The sequence below is a fragment of the Colwellia psychrerythraea genome, assembly GCF_000764185.1.
In the GTDB taxonomy this organism is placed as follows: Bacteria; Pseudomonadota; Gammaproteobacteria; order Enterobacterales; family Alteromonadaceae; genus Colwellia; species Colwellia psychrerythraea_B.
In genome coordinates this window covers 1-19,164 of sequence record NZ_JQEC01000004.1, presented here as the reverse complement: position 1 = coordinate 19,164, position 19,164 = coordinate 1, and the positions used below count along the sequence as shown (strand labels likewise).

Here is a 19,164-nt window from a genome sequence, read left to right as displayed (position 1 = left end):
GATGTAAAAATTGAGGAATATAAACCTATACTGCTTCGTTAATTTTTAATCTAAACTGACTTAACGCTCAGGGGTAGAGTGATACAAAAAATGATGCCATTTCCCTGCTTATCATAGCATTGAATATCTCCCTGCATCAGCTGAACGACTAGGTTATATACTATGCTTAGTCCCATTCCTAAGTTTTTATTTCCCATTTTAGTGGTACAAAAAGGTTCAAATACATCATTCACAATAGTAGGGTCTATTCCTTTGCCATTATCTTGATATTTAACTTCAACGTGGGTATCGGTTTTAGCGATTTTAATATCTATTTGGGGGGCTAAAGTTCCCTCAAAAGCATGATCTATAGAGTTAGTAATTAATTGACTAATAACTTTATTCAAGGCTTCTGGATAACCTAATATCAGCACCTTATCTCCATAGACATTTATTACTGGTTTATCTTGCTTAAGTAATATCAGCATTAGATCTGTCTGTTTAATCAGGTGATCTAACACTTCAAATTCTTGCTGTTTTTCTGCCTCCAAGCTTTCAGAAATTAGCTTAAATTGGCTTATTAAATTGGCGACGTTATTCATAGAGTTTAAAGAAAGCTCACAACCTTTATTCAAACCAGTAATTAACGAGTCAATCTCTGATTTTTTAACCTCACCGCCCTTGATTAACCGGCCAAAAACTTCAACTTTTTCATGTATGTGCGACACACCAGTAACCGCTATACCTAAAGGTGTATTTACTTGATGAGCCATTCTAGAGACTAACGTGGTCAGTGCAGACATTTTTCCCGATTTAACTAATTGCTCTTGTGTTTGCTGCAATTTAGTTAATGTTTCAGAGAGGTTGCTATTAGATCTTGCGATGATTTGCTTGCTTCTTTGCAATACCCATAAAAAGATAGTCAATATAACGAATATACAAAGACCCGAAATAAGCATTATGTTAGTTTTTTGCCGTTCGCTGCTAACCTGTAGGTCTTTAATTTCAGCGTTCTTTTTTAACGATAATATATTAAGATCTTTAGAAATTGCCTCTGAAGTATTAAGGTAACTAGCCACTTTAACGCTTGTTTTACGCGAAACCACTTGCTCAATAGTTTGCTGATAAAGCAACAATGCTTGATAAGCGCTTTGGTAGTCTTTTTTATGCTCAAATATCTTCCGCTGTAAGTCATAAGCTTTAGCTAGGCTGGTATTATTTTTTTGCTCTACTGCTGCCAGGATGACATTTTTGACTTCTTGCTCTGCTATGGCCAATTGATTACTGGCAACATAGGTTTGAATTAAAGCTAACTTACTAACCAGTAGCCCTTTAACAAAACCCGCTTGCTCTCTTATTTCAATCGCCTTATTAAAAGCAGTTTCTGCTTGTTGGTATTGCTTTTGTTGATAAAGGAGTAAACCTATATTTTGATAAGAAAATGATGAGTGGAATGTCAATTGATGTTTAAGTCTCATGTCTAAAGATTTTTCTAGCAGCTCAGCAGACTTTTGATAGTTTTTTACCCCTAAGTAGGCTTCCCCTAAATTGTTATAGGTGCTCGCTATAACAGCCGCATTATTACCCGTTAACACTTTCTCTAAAGCAGACTCTAAATAAGTAACCGCTTCTTTAAAAAAACCTAACTTGATAAAAGCATAACCAATATTACCCTCACTAATGGCTTGAATTTGACTAAACTCGTCAATACTTTTTACTACGTTATAAGCTTTTAAGTTTGACTCCAGCGAGCCTTCAATATTATCCATATGCCAATAGACAATGGCTTTAGTGTTGTAGTAGTGCCAGAAAGAGTTCTTATCACTTGAATATTCGGCTAACTCTTTAACCTCTTCAATAAGAGAAAGTGCGACCTGATGATTATTTAGATAAGTATTCGCAACGACTTCATGCCTAATAAGCTTAATTTTTTCTGTAGAAGTTAACTCTATTTTACTTTTTTTGAGTCGGTCTATTGCAGTAAGAGCTTGCTCTGGCTGAGAAACAACCAAAGACTCTATATTAGCTAACCTTTCAGCAAGGCTTTCTTGGGTAGTAGCCCAAGTAAAATTAACTACAAATAAAAGTAATATAACTAACAGTGTTAGATTAGCCTTGAGCATTAGTAATACACCACTCGATACTGTATTAAAATATAATTATAGTAATTAATTGGCCAATAGAGAGCTTAAAGCAAACTTTTCAACTGCTCTGTCGATGTTAAAGTAGCAAGAAAACAATCAAAAGAAGAAGTCACTGATATAAATCAAAACATATAAAGCATGATTATGTTCAACTTAATCACACCATTGCAATGAATTATTTTGTCTGCTAACTGAGACAAAACAGTGTGAGTTTTTGTGAATAAAACAGCAAGGTATTATTAACCGGCTTCTTTATATTGCTGTCACTTCATTGTTAATTAGCTCAAATTATCAATGAACTGACAAAACACAGTTGCCTATAAATGAACTAAGACAATAAACTTAAATACTTAGCGCTACTTAGCCCAATAGACTTGCTCTAAACTATCTTCACGTTCAGGTAAACCGCGTGACAGTCTTGGCGAATGTTGTACTAATACTTCGTAACTCGCGCGATTTGCATATTTACTCATTTGAGATAGAGACGAATAAGTTAGGGCTTGTTGTTGATGTTTACTCGAGTTCTCAACATTTCGTTTATGGTAAACATTAGCGCTTAAATCATGAAGTACTGCGGCTAATGCTGCATCCCCTGCGCCATTAGTATTTTTAATACTGTCAGGGCCGCCCATGTAAGGGGCTGTATGGGTATAAATACGAATAGGTTTTTTACACGACTCCAATAACATTGGCCTCGAATATTCATATTGATTAAAGTCTTGAATAGCACCAGATAATAATGGGTACTCACTTTCGCGTTTATCGACATCATCAACATAACCCGCCATGTATAAACCTTCAGGGCCGGCAGTACAAATAACCATATCTACCCAATCTAAACATTTGTCAGCAGCCTGTAACGGGTCTTCAATGCCCGTAATAGCTAATGCCTCTTCCTCATTCATTGTTAATATATTAACGTGTTCTTTGACAAACTTTTGCCAAAACTCTGGCTCTTTTTCGATTACAAACTTAGTACCTAAAGTCAGTACCACAGGCACGCCTGCAGCATTGGCACACTTTACTGCTTTTACTGCCGCTTCTGTCATGGTATCACCTGGCTCAGTTCTCATTAAATAAGAGCTGATCACCAGCGCAGAAGCACCTGCAATTAAAGATTCATCAATTGAGTCAGGACGAAGTTGGTTAATTAAACCGGCATTAATACCAAAGGTTCGTTCACCCGTGTCATCAATTAAGGTGAAACAACGACCAATAGGGCCATTTACTGGCTGCAAGTAATTTAAGTCTACCCGTGAAGAAGTATTACTAATAAACCGATAGGCGTAATCACCAACATGAATATTTTCTGACATAACACCAAGTAATACTGAACGGTCGTCTGCCAATACAGAATAATTGTGCATGGTATTACCAATAGTGCCACCGGCAAACTCATAATTAATTAGGGATTCATCTTTCAAACGCTGGTAGAGTTTTTCAGTTACTTCATCTGAAATGATTTGTGACATGCCACGTGTTAAAGAAAATTCGTCAAGAAATGCTTGGTCAATTTTCGCCTCTATATCTACCAAAATTTGATCTATACCAACAATATAATTTCTTAATAGCGGCGTATTACTGTCATGCTTATTTGTTAACGGATTTTTGTTATCTACAGGAAAGTAGTGTTTATGTTGACGGCGACCAGGAAACTTCATGAAGATATACTTAGCAGAGTAATGAACGAGGCGTGGATTATAGCGTATTTAGTTTTCATTTTTCTATAAAACATTACCGCTTTACTCTTTTGCTTTTCCTAGTTATCTATCTCACTTAACCAATGGCGGGCACATTACCTTGCATCAAATGTATTAAGTTAATTAACTTGTTTTTATTTGCTGTTTTAATTTACCTGTAAGGCTATTACCTAACACCAAAAGCCTGATAATATTTGCTCAGTAACACATACTTTCAACCAATTAAAATAAAAATAAGATATTTATATGAACAACCATAAAAAAATAATTACTAGTCTCTTTTTGATGTTCACCCTAACAGCATGTTGTGGCGGTGATGCGGCCATTGAAAAGGTGAATAACTTTATTACTAAACAGGCTATAGACAAAGCAGATCCTGCTTGGAAAACCAAGTTAGATCAGCCGCCATTACTTGGCTTTACTCCAGGTAAAGATTATTTTTGGGAGCTGCAAACTAATCAAGGTAATCTAACAATTAAACTGTTAACTGAATCAGCACCTATGCATGTTTCAAGTACAATTTACTTAACTAAACTCGGTTTCTATGATGGTTTAACATTCCACCGTGTTATTCCTGGTTTTATGGCACAAGGTGGGGATCCTACAGGTACAGGTGCAGGTAACCCAGGTTACAAGTACGATGGTGAATTTAATGATAACTTTGAGGGAGAGTTAGGTCATAACGAATCAGGCACATTAAGTATGGCCAATGCTGGTCCTGGTACTGATGGTAGCCAATTCTTCCTTACCTTTAAAGCGACACCTTTTTTAAATGGTAAACATACGGTGTTTGGCAAAGTAGTTACGGATCTAGAGAATAGCTTAACTAAAATAGAAGCTTTAGGTAGTCGAAGTGGTAAAACCTCAGAAGAAGTTAAAATAATTAAAGCATCAATTCGAATAGCTAATAGTAAAGAGTAAATAGAGTCGTTTAAAATTAGCCTTGTCACTGTATAAACATAGTTTAGTGACACTGTATACCTACTTGGCCTTTTCTTAACTTTATTAGACTAAAATCGTCAATATAACATTAAGTTACCCTGCAACTAAATCAACTATTATTATTTACAAAATGATCGATGATTTCATGAGTGTAATTAAGGTAAAGTATAACGAGCAATGTTATTGCTAGTTATACTTAGTCCTTAATTTCAGTTTTAGCCAGGAATGCTCATTCATGAACTCATCCAAGTCTCTTGTTAAACAAATAAGTAAATTTTTCAATTTTAGAAGATTAATCATCGTCGGCTCAATGTTTCCTATGCTTGCCAATGCAACGATAGCCGATGAAAATTTTCTTCAGTGCAAGGTTAATTTAGCTGAACGTGCACAAGCCGCCGGTTTTTCTTCCTTTATCACTCAAACAGTTATTGATGAAATATCTCCTATTGAACTCGTGATTGCTTTAGATAAAAAACAACCAGAATTCAATCAAACTTTTGAGCAATATATTAAAGCGAGAGTGACGGATTACCATGTTCGAGTAGGAAAAGAAAAATTAAAAAAACACAAAAAATTATTTGATGACTTAGAAAATAAATACGGTATCCCGCGGCAGTATTTAGTGTCATTTTGGGGCTTAGAAACAGTTTTTGGCAAACACAAAGGTAAAATGGAAGTACTTGATGCCTTGGCAACACTTGCCTGTGATGAACGCCGTAGTGAGTTTTTTACCCTAGAATTACTTAACCTGTTCACCTTAATTGAAACAAAACAAGTATCTGTTGACCAGCTGAAAGGATCTTGGGCTGGTGCAATGGGCCATATGCAATTTATGCCCACAGCATTTTTGAAATATGCCGTTGACGGTGATAATGATGGCAAAGTTGATGTTTGGCAAAGTGAGGTTGATGCCTTAACAACAGCGGCTAATTACTTAAATAAAATAGGTTGGCAAACCAAAGAACGCTGGGGCAGACAAGTAAAGTTACCTGAAAACTTTGCCTTTGATAAAGTGGCTTTTGACCAATATTATCCGCTTAATGATTTCCAGCGATTAGGCGTGAAAAAGACCAACGATAAGGCATTACCTACCTATGACATTCAAGCTGAACTTTATCTACCCGCTGGCCATACAGGGCCAGCATTTTTACTGTATCCAAATTTCAATGTCATTATGACCTGGAACCTTTCGAAAAGTTATGCGCTTTCAGTAGGTCTATTGGCCAATAAACTCGTTGGTGCTCAGGGCATTGAGTCTTTTAACAAAGAGCAACCTAAAGTAATACCTTATAGTGTTACTGAAATGAAAAACCTACAAAGCCAACTTAACTCATTAGGATTTGAAACCGGTGAGCCCGATGGTATTTGGGGACCTAAAAGTCGGCATGCTATTCGTTTGTTTCAATTACAACATCAACTTATTGCTGACGGTTATCCCAACCCAGAGGTTTTTTCAACGGTTGAGTTAGTCATGAGTAAAACCAATACTATTGCGCCACATACCTATCAAGAGGGTTAATATCATCAATCATAGTGATAGAAGTGATAGTAGTGATTACAAAGATGAACTTTCGATACAGCTAGCCCACTCGTTAGCTGCATCAACTGTAGCACTATCAAAATTGCCGAGAATAAAATGACCGAGGAAAGCATTACTGATAAAGTTTTAGCTGATGAAAGCACCGCTGAAACTAATTTATCGCTTAAAATTGCCACCTTCAATTTATTTAATTACCTTGAGCCGCCCAATGCTTATTATGAATTTGAACGTATTTATAGTGCCGAGCAATGGCAGAAAAAGCAAAAATGGATTGTTGATTATTTACATGAATATCAGCCTGATATTATTGGCTTTCAAGAAGTTTTTAGTATCGAGTCATTAAAAGAATTAGTTAATACGCAAGGTTATAGTTATTTTTCAGTGGTTGCTCAACCTCAAGTAGTTGATGATTTTATTTATAAAAAACCTGTAGTCGCCATTGCTTCTCGTTACCCTATTGTTGCTGTAGCAGAGGTAAAGCCAAACATAGAGCTTGCCCAAACTTTAGGATTAACCGAGAACTTCTCTTTTAGCCGAAAAGTTATCAGAGCGACCATCAATGTACCTCATTTGGGCAATACCGATTGTTATGTGGTGCACTTTAAATCTAAACGTTCAATGATTGAACTCGATGCGCAAGATAAAAACCGCTCCGCAGAACAAACCATTATCGAAAGCCTTAAAGCACAAGTTGCTGGTAGTTGGGGGTCAACCATACAACGTGGCAGTGAAGCGACCTTATTAATGATTGAGATGATTACCAGACGTGAGGCAACAAGTCAGCCTATGGTATTAATGGGCGATTTTAATAATACTCTAACCGATGGCGTATTGAGTCACTTACTGACCAATACTTTACGTTTTGTATCACGCATTGATCGTGATGCCTACCTTACTAAATACTGCTTAAACGATGCATGGAATTTGTACAAAGTTGCGCTTTCAAATGAGGCTAACAAAACAAATGACACGGGTAAGATTAATGAAGCTAATTTTGAATCGAATCAAGCGCTGAGTGAAGCACTACCATTAATACGTAGAGCAACACATTATTTTGGCGGCGCTGGCTCTGTCCTCGATTACATTTTATTGTCATGTGAATTTGATGCCAGTTATCATGATAGCCTTTATCAAGTCAGCAGTTATGAAACTTACGACCGGCATTTAATTAACCCTATTTTCGACCGTGATGGCGAGAGTACCGATCATGGCATTGTCTTAGTAACATTATCGTTAAGATCATAATGCTTACTTAGATAAAAAGTAGCCCGTAGAAAACCTGAATATAAAATATTAAATAGTTGCTACTAAACCAGCTGCAACAAAAACAACCGCAGCAACTCTATCAAGTAAGTTGCTTTGACTGACAGTATTCAGACGAGATGAGAGCAAATCAGCCAAGATCCCATAAGAAATTTTACATAAAAAATCGACACAAAACCACGTAACTACAATTGTTAATAATTGCTCAGCATAGTTACTTTGACTGTTAATAAATTGCGGTAAAAAAGCAACAAAAAATACAATATCTTTCGGGTTGGTAATACCCAACATAAAGCTCTTAAGTAACAAGTTGTTATTAGGTTTCTGCTCCTTTTCCTCACTCAACTCTGACGATTGATCCCACGTTAGCTCTGCGGGGTTCTCCCTTGCTGTTACAGCAAACCATAAACTTATCCCAAGATAGAGCAAATAAGCTGCGCCTAAATACTTAATAATATTAAACAAAGTTTCAGAGGCAGTAATAATCGCGCCTAAACCTAACGCCGAAATTGTAATTAACATTGCAGAAGCAAAACTGCCGCCGACAATAATTGGCAGTGATTTTTTCATGCCTTGATTAATTGTGTTATTAATCATCAACAAGGTTAATGGCCCAGGTATAGCAATGACCACCGCAATAGTGACAATAAAGATCAGCCAAGTATTTAAATCCATAATTTCCTTTAGTTAGCGTTAGTTAGTATTGCTTAGAATATTGCAGGTCGGTTTTAATTTATTGTAAAAGTCAGCGATAAAATTGCTTAAGCTTTTTTAACTTTGTCAGCTTTAATCAACATGTCACCATAACCAGTAACTTTGCAATCAAGGGGATGATCACCAGCAAGCAATCGTTTTATCGTCGCTTTACTGCCTATTTTAAGTACCATTGAGCTACCTTTTACTTTTAAATCTTTTACTAAGGTTAATTTATCGCCTACAGCAAGAATATTACCATTTACATCTTTAACGATGATCTCGTCGTCAACCTCAGTAGGATCCCATTCACAATGACATTCCGGGCAAATAAATAAAGACTGATCTTGATAGACGTAAACTGATTGGCACTTAGGACAAGGAGGTATAGTTTCGCTCATGATTTAGGTATTTTCTATTGAGTAAGGTTAATAGTAACTGTCACTATTTTATCAGTGATTAGGCTGCTTGTTATGATTAATTGGCTTAATGACAACGTTGCAGCTTGTTTCGCGTTTCACATTATGAAGCTGACGAGAAATTGCAGTCATGAAATTTAGATCATAGGTAATTGAGGAAGTTTAGGGGTAGTAAGGAGAATTAAAGGTCAGAGTAAATTGATTTCCTCTTTGTTTAGGTAAACTTAATCTGACCTTTCTAATTAGGAGTGTTTACACCTCAACAACCACATCCTTGACAGCTAAGTCTTGCATAGCGATAGCCGTTATCAAATTACTAACCTTAAGCAATAAACCTCTTATTGATTGATTTTCAGCGTGCATCGTTTCAACTAACTTAGTACAACTATCAACTAGTGCATCACTGTAAGCAAACCCTATCAGCGCAACTATCTTCACCATAGCTACCTCATCAAGCATTTTACTGCTTTCGTCTTGCTGTTCATAAACGATATTAACCAATTCAATAGTGCTGACAAGTTTTTCCATGCGAGGATTAAGCCTAAGTAACGCCGTAGCCCTATTACTCGCTGCCCTATCAACTAACTCTTTATTAGCAACTAACTTAGTCTCAACATTACTACGGATACGCGTACGCTTAACAGCTGATTTCTTTTTAACAACTTTACGTTCTATTGACTCTTTATAGCTAAATTCTCCATCGACAAACTGACTTATATTGGTCACACTTAATCTTTCAGACATTATCGCAGCAGACTTAGCTGTTTTACGGGTAAAATCTCGATAATCTTCAGCAAAACCATGGGTCGAAATACATTGAGCTAAATCCAGTATTAAAGCATTCGCCTTACCTTTTGATGCACGTAAACACCTACCGATAATTTGTAAATACAATCTTAATATCTTGGTAGGTCGGGCTAAAACAACGCAATCAGTAGTCGGGTCATCAAAGCCAATGGTCAGCATAGACATATTAATGATTAGCTTTACCTCATTGGACTTGTATCTACGTATGCTTTCATCATTATCACTGCTCGGGCGCTGAGAGTGTACCAGCTCATGTGGGACACCGAGTAAGCCAAAGGCCTCAGATAGTGACTCGACATGTTTTATGGAGTTAGCAAACAACATTACTTTACGGCCATGAGATAGCGCATCGTCAACGGTCTGCTGTGCCACTAAAGAACAATGCTCCAGTAATATGCAATCTAAACCTGAGACACTAAAGTCGCCTCGATACATCTTCACTGTACTGTAATCTATCTCTTGAGAAAGGCTAGGTACTTTGTAAACGGGTTTGGCTAACTCACCTAACTCGATCAGATCCTTAGTCGTAGTCTCTTCAATCAGTTTCATCGACTTATCAATATAAACGCCTAATCTGTCAATAGGTGTAGCAGTAAGCCCTATAATCAAGTCTGGCGCTAGCTCTTCACGCATGGCGATATAAACGCCGCCCATGCAGCCGACATGATATTCATCACGTAACAATACATCACACTTTATATTTAAATGTTTTCGTCTGGCATATGATTGCTCCATTACCAAGGTAACATCACCACCAGCTACGTACTGATAGCCAGACTTAACGACACTCACCGTCAGACCATTACTGGTGAGAGTATTTAATAATTGCGGAACCAATGCGGCATTACGTAGGCTTACCACGACTCTCTTGTCGGACAATGCTTGGCATAATTTTAAAATACAGATACTCTTACCGCCACCGGTAGGTAGTGCAATAATGGAGTTTTCTCCTGCGTTAATAGCCTTATTAACGCTGTTAATCTGATAATCTTTTTCTAATATCTGCATGCAATACTACTCTGGATTCTTGCTAATATTGGTCTGCTAAACCGTAAAGTGTTACGTGTAATTTTCCTCACCACGCAAGCCGCCAAAAAATAAGATTCATGTAGGTTGCATCACAAGTCTTTTCGAAAGCGGGAACCATTATATACTGAAATGACGACTTATGCAGGATTCAAATTTTTCTTCTGCATTTTTGTTGTTTTGTTACTGTTTATTTATGCTTGTTTTGTATTTTCTTTGTGTGTTATTTAACAGTAAACGTAATTGCTTAGCTATGTTGTTAGATTAAATTTTGGCAAAATATTGCGGTGAATTTGGCTTCTTAACAACAAAATGAACCACATGAATCAATTAGCGAATAAACGACCTAAAAAATGTTACTAAACTTTTCACCAACGAGGTAGCTATTGCTTCTTATCTTTTTGCTCGTTAGTCTATTAACTCATCCATATAACAATATAAAAAATAAACATGATGTCACCATTTTTACTAAAGTCATTACTCCTTGTCTGCTCGTTAGGGGTTATTGCACCTAATGAATTATTTGCCCAAGAACACGAATTAGGTACTTTACCGCCGCCAAGAAAACTTACTGAAAAACAAGCAGAGGTTGCCTCAACAAATTACCAAAAGTACTGTGCCTTATGCCATGGCGCAGACCGACAAGGCCATGTTAATGATCACGCACCATCATTGCGCAGTAAAAGTTTATTTGAATCTGGTGTTCCACACGCTATTTTAAGACCAATGTCTTATGGTAGAAAAGACACAGCCATGGGCGGATACTTAGATGAAGTCGGCGGGCCGATGACGTTAGATGAAACATGGGATTTAACCTATTGGTTATTTGAACAAGCTGGCGTTGAACGCTTAAAACTATCAACTAACCCCGTTCATGGTGATATTAAACGCGGTGAGCAAGTCTATTTAGCCAACTGTACAACTTGTCATGGTGTTAAGGGTGAAGGCGTAACAGCTCCGGCGCTGGGCAATCAATCAGCACTTGCCCACAACACCGATGAATTTATTCGTCATGCCATACAAAATGGCCGACAAGATACACCCATGCAAGCCTTTAAAGATAAGCTATCAGCCGCAGATATCAACAACATCACAGCTTTTTTGCGCAGTAAGGCTCTTGGCTGGAAAGAAGAAAGAACTATTTTAAAAGCCCTGCCAACACCTGATCAATACGTTATAAACAAAAAGGGTGATGATCCAAATTTTAATTTACAAGATGGTATGTACGTCTCATCAAAAGATTTAAATGCCGCCTTATTAGCAAAAAACAAAATGGTATTGCTTGATACACGGGTAACTTCCGTTTGGCAAACCGCACATATAGAGGGTTCTATTCCTTTTCCATATTACTCTGACCTTGATGAAACGGTGGCAGGCATTCCAAAAGATGTGCAAATTATTGCCTATTGCTCTTGCCCACGCGCCGCAGCAGATTACACCATTAAAAAATTAAGAGATCGCGGCTACACCCGTACAGCAGTGTTATGGGAAGGGGTTTTTGGTTGGATGAATTTAGGTTATCCAGTAATGCGTGGTGATATTGAAGGTGTTGCTGATTAAGGTAATTTAAAGGCTGCCTTTTTCTGTCTTATAGCAAACGCATTAAATATTTATTAAATGCAAGGCAGCCTCACATTTCCCCCTTAATAATTTGAGATGATTTTTTATGCCGCATTGCTAATCATCTCAATGGCAATATCGGTTAAGTCGGTAACTTCCCCAATGCCGATAGTACTTTCTAATTGCACTTCAAGATCATGAGCTAAATCTTTATCCAAACTCTTTAAGTAACTAATCTCATCACGATAATACATATTCTGAGTTTTACTACTCTTTTTCAATTCAATTTTTAAAATTGCTGGCTGACCATGATTAGAAACTTTCTTCATATACTGTTGTAATTGCGACGATTTTTTTAAAACAGATAAGTCTCGATACCAAAATGAGTACTCTTCACTTTCACTTTTATCTTTAGGTAAAACAAGAATATAAAATGCACGTGCAGGCAAGTCTTGGTGAGAAAGCGCCGCAATAATCGATAAACATGACTCTCTAAACTTCTTATTACTTAACAAGTTTAAAATAATATCTTCACTGCTTTCGTTTTTATAAATAAGGTGTTTTAGCGCTGAATTACCACTAAAACTTGCAGCATTAATATATTGTTGATGTTTAGTTGCTTTTAAATAAAACGGAACAGAAAAATGGTTATGAGCATATATATTTCTCATCGCCTTTTGCAAGCCATAAATACGACTGCCGCGTTTACCACATGCCTCAATATCATCCATGTGCTGATATAAGTACTTTCTAATAGCCCTACAGGCTAAATGTTTACTTTCAATGGCGTTCATTAATAACCTAACAGCCCCTTGACCGTCATAACCTAAAACAATATATTTTTGCTTTTTAAGCGTACGCTCTTGCTGAGAAAAAGGTATAGTTAATTCAATTTCAATCTCTTCGCCCGCTTTGAATTTAGTTTCTTCGGTGAGGTTAACTAATAAACCTTGGATAGAAATATTTTGAGTTTCACCCGTAATGTTTGTAATAACATTATTACTGCGGGTTACTGCCACTTTAAACGATAAGACAAAGCGATCTTCACTTCGTGCTTCATCATTTTCCGCGGTCACTATTTCAGTGTCAGCAAGTTCATCAACAGCACTAAGTTGGTAACGTTTTGGTAACAAACTATCAATTTCAGTGATATCACCTAGTACAGGTTGATATACGATTTCGTACAAGCTGCTAATATCTGAGACAGTAAGCATATGATCACATTCACTAATCATATCAATAGCAGCTTTAGGTGGAGTCCTATTTAAAACTGCCATCTTAGGATGTACATGACAAGGTAGTGCTGAGGGTACATAAGCATCTTCTATTGAATTGATGCTTGATGAAGAAATTTTAATAACTCTAAACAGTCCCTTTTTGAAATAACGATTAAAGACGGATTTAACATCTTTATCATTTACAAAATCCTCATACCAAATAAGTGAATAGCTATACGTTTTTTCATAACTAGACTTCAATATAAATGCATACTTATCAACGGTTTTTCGTTCGTTTAAAGCCTGCTGGATATCCTTATTGCCCAGTAATACTGGTAAATAGAAATTTTGCTGTTCATCACTGAAAAAATTCCATAGTTCATCATTGCCAGAAGTTTTCATGGCTACTTTTGCATGCCAAGCGTCGTTATCTTTATAACAAAGCAGCGGAATATCATGGGTTTTATTTAGGTATAATTGCTCGTACCCCTTAGAGGTAATAGAGTCAAATAGCGGTTTAATAAACAGTTCTGTAGGGCCTATTATCGCCCGTTTTTTTTGCATTAAGTAATGCAAAAACAGTACACGCATTTGCTTATCTGTTAGTGGGTGAGAGAACTTTAACAAGTATTCAAAGCTACTATTTACCGAGGAACTTTGGCTATCTATTATTTCAAAACCCAGTTCAAGTTCTTTATCAAAACCTATTTCTTCATCGTGATCATATAACCATAAATACACTTTGTTAGCTTTTATATCTGCTATTTCATTTAATGTCTTAATAACAATTTTTCTGTTATTCATTTTTTCAATACTAGCGGTTATACCAACAGCCTTTTTTCCTTGAGAGGTCATACCCATAATTGGATTAAGGAAAACTTTGCAAGAAGAGTTAAGGTTTTTTACTTCGTGATTTATTCGGTTTTTATTGACTAATGGTTTAGGCTCAGCTTTATCTATGGTAAACGCTGAAGGTTTACTTTCATTCGATTTTTCATCGTCATAGCCAATTTTACTATTGTTTTTTTCGGCGGCTCTCTCTTGAGCATCTTCAAAGACTTCATGATATATAGCTATTGTATAAAGGTTTTGATATTCCAATAATTTTTGATTAAAGAGCTCTTTCCCCCCAGAATCAAGATAATGGGTGATTTTATTATGTGTAACAATTTCACAATCAGTAAATAGTGAACGTAAATCTATTGATTTAGTTGCTTGTTGGGCAAGTTTTTTTATTTCATTTTTAACGGCAAGGTGCTGACCGCTGCTTTCTTCAGGTAGGAGCTTTTGAACAAGATATTCTAGTCTGTCGTTATTTGCGTAAGGAACTAAACTTAATATTTGTTTACTAAACCTTACGAGGTGAGGACTTATTACACTGCTCATTAGTCGTTATACCTTATCTTTTACATGAACCACATTTGAAAACTTCAAAATCATATACTTAGGTTAGACTGTTGCGTCACTCTAATGTTTACCGTCGATAAATCAAGCCTTATCCATTGTTATTTATACATTAAAATCGTAATTTCAGATTGAATAACATTTACAATTTCACATTCCTTTTTCTGCAAAGCAATTAAAGATTTCCGGAAATATAAATCAAAAGAATGACCCACTTGTTTCAAAAGTATAGCGAGTTATTTAATAAACTGACTAGTTATCGCTCTATAATGAGATTAAGCTTTTCATCACTCTACGTCAACATTACACCTAACTGCGGCAAATATATTTGAATAGCTGTTGATAATGTTAGTAAAAAGGCGACCCCTCTCAGGTTCGCCTTTTATTTTTAAGAAAGTAACTAGGAAATTATTCTTCATCTATCTCACTAAATGCATCAATAAAAGATTGTAAGCCGTCTTGAACTAACTGATAGGTTTTGTCGATATTTGTGGCGATATCTCCCGCAAATACGTTTAAACCACCTAATATATCTTTGGCTTCAGCAAAACCTTGCTCGATACCGCCACTAATAATATCAACAAAAGCAGTTAACGATTCCTCTTCCCCCATTTCTGGATGCTGTTCTCGGTAAGAAGCCAAAAACTGAGTACTAAAAGCAACAATACGCTCTGCCGTCGCTTCAGGACTAAAATCAACGCCCGACTCAAATGCATCTTCAACGTTACTTTCTACACCGCCCGCTTTTAGTGCCTCATTTATTCCCTGCAAAGCGGTTTTTAATACGAGTGACAGTGGCTGGTCACCAATGGTATTACTGAACTTCAGTGATGATTCAATAATTGCAGCATTAAGTTGTTTTTTTTGACTAACATAAATAGGCTCTTGTACTTCGGTCATTTTTTTCTCATGGGCAAGTTCCGATACTTGTTGACCCATAGGTTGCTTATCTGTTTTATCTTGCACTTTTGCTAAGGATCGAACATCTTGGCTAAATGTCGAATTTGAGTTAATTGATGAGCTCATAATATCTACCTTAATTTTTCAAAGCTAATATAAAAAGTATCGGCACTGTGAAGTATAACTTAAGTGTTTAGCTGTATATATTTCAACCAAGCTTATTTTGGTTTGATAATAGATATTCTATTATCTATAAGCACAATTTTATTTTCCGAACATATCTCTTTTTAAGCTCTTATCAACTGGGCTAGTACCCAACCATATAGATAATAATGCTCGGCGAAAGGCTTCATTATTAATGCTAGTTAAACGCACATTGTTTTTTAATACATGCACACCAACACCGGGCTCACTGATAAAAGTGAATTGATCTTTCTTTTCTATTGGCTGATCAAAAACTGAAACAAACTCAGTGATATAAATATCTATTTCTTTACTATTCTCATTAGTGGCAAGTTGAAAGCCCTCTTCTATGGAAACAAGCATTTTTTCAGAAGAGATCAAACCGGAAACAATATTCAATCGAATGGCTTTAAGGCTTTGACCATTAAGCACTTCATAACTATCAGTTGCGCTTAACCTTTTACTATTAATATCTGGCTCACTGAATAAACTCGCCACGTATAGGTCTATAAAAAACCGACTACGCACACCCGCCCCTTGTGCTAACAGTATTTTATCATCAAACTTGATTGATTCAGAAATATATACATCACCCAAAGTTTTAGCTTCGACATTAATAACAGTACTAAAAATAATAGTGACGACTAAATTAAACAACAACTTCATAATTTTTCCTTATGGTCAGAACTGATGAATTCAACTTCACAGTCTTATTATCAAATGACTAATCGAGACTCCTCGTTAAAATAAATAGGGCAATCGAGGATTACAAAATAATAGATAGAGATTAACAGTCTTCATGGCGAAGCGATGTAATGTATTCCAGCTAAATCGTTGTAAAATGTAATGAATTCAATAAACTGCAATCTCGAAAGCTATATTTTGTTAGAAGCAGTGATTAATGCTACTGTTTGGTATTTTGATTTATGGCTTAGCATCGCGATGATGACTACAACACAAAAAAACATAGACAAATCCTATCAATGTTTCAATTTATTTGATTATCAGCAAAAAACATATATGAATAACGGTGTATTTATCGACATTTTAACGCTGAGAATAGTATAAAGGGGAATCTTGAGTAAGTGCTGCTTATCCAGAGTTCAGGTTAACTGAGTCGACAAGCAGTTTATGCAACAACATACATTTACATTTTTGCAGTTACGAAAGCTACTTTATTGAATAAAATACAGTTAGAATAAGCTCAATTTTCACTCAGAAGACATTTTCCTTGAAGCTATTTTCTTCACCGTCAATGCTGACCTTGCTCATCTGCTTGAGCCTTTTGATAAGCGCTATTTATAGTGTAACGTATAGCGCCGCTGTACAAAGTACTCCAATAAATAAAAAAGTGGCTAAGGAAAAAATCCTTTGGTTAGTCGAAGACAAAGTTGAAAACATTGATCTATTAGCTAAAAACTCTGCAGAAACTTCAACCGCTTCCTATATTGAAAATTTAATCATTCAACAGTTAAAACAATTAGGGCATTACGACGTTCGAACACAACGAGTGACTGCGCCCCGAATAAACCGAACGCTTAACACCAAAGATAATGCCTGTGTAGCCAACAGAGCTGATACACCAGAGCGCCGGGGCTACTCACTCTTTTCAGATCCGCAAAGCTTTTACTTGACCCATAAACTTTACCGTTTTAATCAAAAATCGGCCTTGCCTAGTCAATTATTTAATCATGAGGCAGAAATCAAGGACCTTGCCAGCGTATTTAAGATATTGCCGTCACAGACGATAGGGCTAGCGCAGGATGTATCTTTTGGTAATTTTCTTGACCAACAAATAAAAAAAATAAATCCAGCGAACATCTATTACCGTGGTGGCAATCAGCGAGTTGTCGCGCTAGCGTCAATGTTATATAAATCACGGGTTGATTTTGTCCTTGCTTTACCTGTCGACATAACCCCTGATAAGTCGGAAAAGCACTTATTAGAACAATACACCATTGCCGGAGCGCCTCCTTACCTTATTGCCCATTTCAACTGTTCAAACAGTGCACAGGGTCAGCGTATTATTAACGATATTAATAAGATATTAGCAAAAGTTTATCAAACTAAAGACTATTACCAAGCACACAAAAAATGGTTTTCCGACAAACAGTTATCCGGGTTGCAACATTTTTTATCTGAAAATTTCGCTGAAACAAAATACATAAATCCAACGAATGAATAATGGAGTCAGAGTAAATAACCTTTTACGCTATTTATTTAAATTACTCAGACCCCATTCATAAAGAAAAGAGCTTACTCTGGTTTTTTAAACAATAGTGTAAAACGATCTGAGTTACCTCGAACAGTTTTACGGCCAACTTCAAAACGTAATTCGTCGTCTATTTTGTAATGTAAGTTAGAATAATCGACTAAAACAAAGCCCGCTTGTTGTACTTCTTTTATGGCTAGAACCGGATCAAAGCGACGACCATTTTCATCATTCTTCTTTTGCATATGTCTGCGAGTATGATCAACTACGCCATAAACACCACCTGGTTTTAATGCTTTATAAGCTGCTTTGTTAACGCTGATACGTTCATTTTCATCAAAATTATGGTAGTTACGAAAGGTTAATACAGCATCGAGGTCGTTTAAATTAAAGTCAAGGTTTTCAAAATCATAAGCTTCACTACCGACTAACTCAACTTTATCAAAAGGACTCTTCGTCAACAGTGACTCTTTAAGCCTTTTAGTGCCAAGGCTTAAATATAATTTTCCGTTATCGCGAAGTGCTGGTGCAAGTAATTTTGTATACCAACCGCCACCAGGTACCAGTTCTAATACCTTCATATCACCTTTTATACCAAAAAATGCCAACGTTGCTTCAGGCTGTCTATTGCGATCTCGCGCTTTTTCATTGTCGGTACGAATGTCTGATGACATCGCTTGTTTAATGCTCTGTGAAAACTCGACAGCAATAAGTGTTGTAGAACATAATGTGCTGGCCATTATTAAGGGTAAAAATATTTTTCGCATGAATACTTCCTTTCAATTATTGTTATAAAGGTAATTGCTGTACGTACACAATTTACTTGGGTCAATTGAAGCAAGCTCAGTAAAAATAGTCTTATAAGAAATCTATAATTTGCCATTATAGAAATTTCATAGAATTTTTAGCCTTCTTTTATTTAAGGTTTTGCTTATCTGCTTTGCCTCATTGTGGCAACTACATGAAAAGTTGAACTTTATGAAGCTAATAATTAACCGCTAGAGTGCCCTACTCTAGCGAACATTCAAAATATAAAATCACCAGCAAGTTTTGGCTGAGGAAAGATATAATAATTAGATTAAAAACACCCTGCGAACAACCGTGATAAGTATCTAAAAAAAGCGTTTTGATATTTTCAATAATGAGATTTAGATTGAAATAACATAATATTAACG

General features: G+C 36.2%; 14 protein-coding genes. 5 read left to right on the top strand and 9 right to left on the bottom strand.

Going from position 1 to position 19,164, the window contains the following annotated elements; all coding sequences use genetic code 11:
• Window positions 1-50: 50 nt before the first annotated feature.
• Window positions 51-2,102 carry a tetratricopeptide repeat-containing sensor histidine kinase gene (locus GAB14E_RS20110; RefSeq protein ID WP_033080643.1) on the bottom strand — a complete coding sequence of 684 codons (2,052 nt, stop codon included), beginning with the start codon at window positions 2,100-2,102 and terminating at the stop codon, window positions 51-53.
• A 377-nt stretch (window positions 2,103-2,479) separates the two neighbouring features.
• A complete protein-coding gene (locus tag GAB14E_RS20115; protein ID WP_033080642.1) occupies window positions 2,480-3,784 on the bottom strand; it encodes an inosine/guanosine kinase in 1,305 nt (434 codons plus the stop codon).
• Between the two features lie 285 nt (window positions 3,785-4,069).
• Between GAB14E_RS20115 and GAB14E_RS20120 the strand changes: the two genes are divergently transcribed.
• The 3 genes from GAB14E_RS20120 (at window position 4,070) to GAB14E_RS20130 (ending at window position 7,550) form a co-directional block, all read left to right on the top strand.
• Window positions 4,070-4,744, top strand: a complete 675-nt coding sequence (locus tag GAB14E_RS20120; RefSeq protein ID WP_033080641.1) for a peptidylprolyl isomerase — start codon at window positions 4,070-4,072, stop codon at window positions 4,742-4,744.
• A 256-nt stretch (window positions 4,745-5,000) separates the two neighbouring features.
• Complete coding sequence (locus tag GAB14E_RS20125; protein ID WP_033080640.1) at window positions 5,001-6,284, top strand: lytic murein transglycosylase; 1,284 nt, start codon at window positions 5,001-5,003, stop codon at window positions 6,282-6,284.
• Window positions 6,285-6,401: 117 nt separating this feature from the next.
• A complete protein-coding gene (locus GAB14E_RS20130) occupies window positions 6,402-7,550 on the top strand; it encodes an endonuclease/exonuclease/phosphatase family protein (protein WP_081967685.1) in 1,149 nt (382 codons plus the stop codon).
• Between the two features lie 48 nt (window positions 7,551-7,598).
• On the opposite strand, the gene GAB14E_RS20135 is transcribed toward GAB14E_RS20130, so the two are convergent.
• From GAB14E_RS20135 to GAB14E_RS20145, 3 genes are all read right to left on the bottom strand, one after another.
• Window positions 7,599-8,243 (bottom strand): LysE family translocator, encoded by a 645-nt coding sequence (locus tag GAB14E_RS20135; RefSeq protein WP_033080639.1) that lies wholly within the window; start codon window positions 8,241-8,243, stop codon window positions 7,599-7,601.
• 86 nt (window positions 8,244-8,329) lie between these two features.
• Window positions 8,330-8,662, bottom strand: coding sequence for a zinc ribbon domain-containing protein YjdM (locus GAB14E_RS20140; RefSeq protein WP_033080638.1), 333 nt, complete (start codon window positions 8,660-8,662; stop codon window positions 8,330-8,332).
• A gap of 270 nt (window positions 8,663-8,932) precedes the next feature.
• Window positions 8,933-10,495 (bottom strand): DEAD/DEAH box helicase, encoded by a 1,563-nt coding sequence (locus GAB14E_RS20145; protein ID WP_033080637.1) that lies wholly within the window; start codon window positions 10,493-10,495, stop codon window positions 8,933-8,935.
• 468 nt (window positions 10,496-10,963) lie between these two features.
• Between GAB14E_RS20145 and GAB14E_RS20150 the strand changes: the two genes are divergently transcribed.
• Entirely contained in the window at window positions 10,964-12,073 is a 1,110-nt protein-coding gene (locus tag GAB14E_RS20150) for a c-type cytochrome (RefSeq protein ID WP_033080636.1), read from the top strand.
• Between the two features lie 104 nt (window positions 12,074-12,177).
• On the opposite strand, the gene GAB14E_RS20155 is transcribed toward GAB14E_RS20150, so the two are convergent.
• The 3 genes from GAB14E_RS20155 to GAB14E_RS20165 all read right to left on the bottom strand — a co-directional run bounded on the left by GAB14E_RS20155 (window position 12,178) and on the right by GAB14E_RS20165 (window position 16,443).
• Window positions 12,178-14,676, bottom strand: a complete 2,499-nt coding sequence (locus GAB14E_RS20155) for a PilZ domain-containing protein (protein ID WP_033080635.1) — start codon at window positions 14,674-14,676, stop codon at window positions 12,178-12,180.
• A gap of 426 nt (window positions 14,677-15,102) precedes the next feature.
• Entirely contained in the window at window positions 15,103-15,720 is a 618-nt protein-coding gene (locus tag GAB14E_RS20160) for a DUF5610 domain-containing protein (protein ID WP_033080634.1), read from the bottom strand.
• A 138-nt stretch (window positions 15,721-15,858) separates the two neighbouring features.
• A complete protein-coding gene (locus GAB14E_RS20165; protein WP_033080633.1) occupies window positions 15,859-16,443 on the bottom strand; it encodes a chalcone isomerase family protein in 585 nt (194 codons plus the stop codon).
• A 565-nt stretch (window positions 16,444-17,008) separates the two neighbouring features.
• On the opposite strand from GAB14E_RS20165, the gene GAB14E_RS20170 reads away from it, so the two are divergent.
• Window positions 17,009-17,962 (top strand): transporter substrate-binding domain-containing protein, encoded by a 954-nt coding sequence (locus GAB14E_RS20170; protein WP_231561965.1) that lies wholly within the window; start codon window positions 17,009-17,011, stop codon window positions 17,960-17,962.
• Window positions 17,963-18,033: 71 nt separating this feature from the next.
• Here GAB14E_RS20170 and GAB14E_RS20175 read toward each other — a convergent pair whose 3' ends face one another.
• Complete coding sequence (locus tag GAB14E_RS20175; RefSeq protein ID WP_033080631.1) at window positions 18,034-18,756, bottom strand: class I SAM-dependent methyltransferase; 723 nt, start codon at window positions 18,754-18,756, stop codon at window positions 18,034-18,036.
• Window positions 18,757-19,164 lie beyond the last annotated feature (408 nt).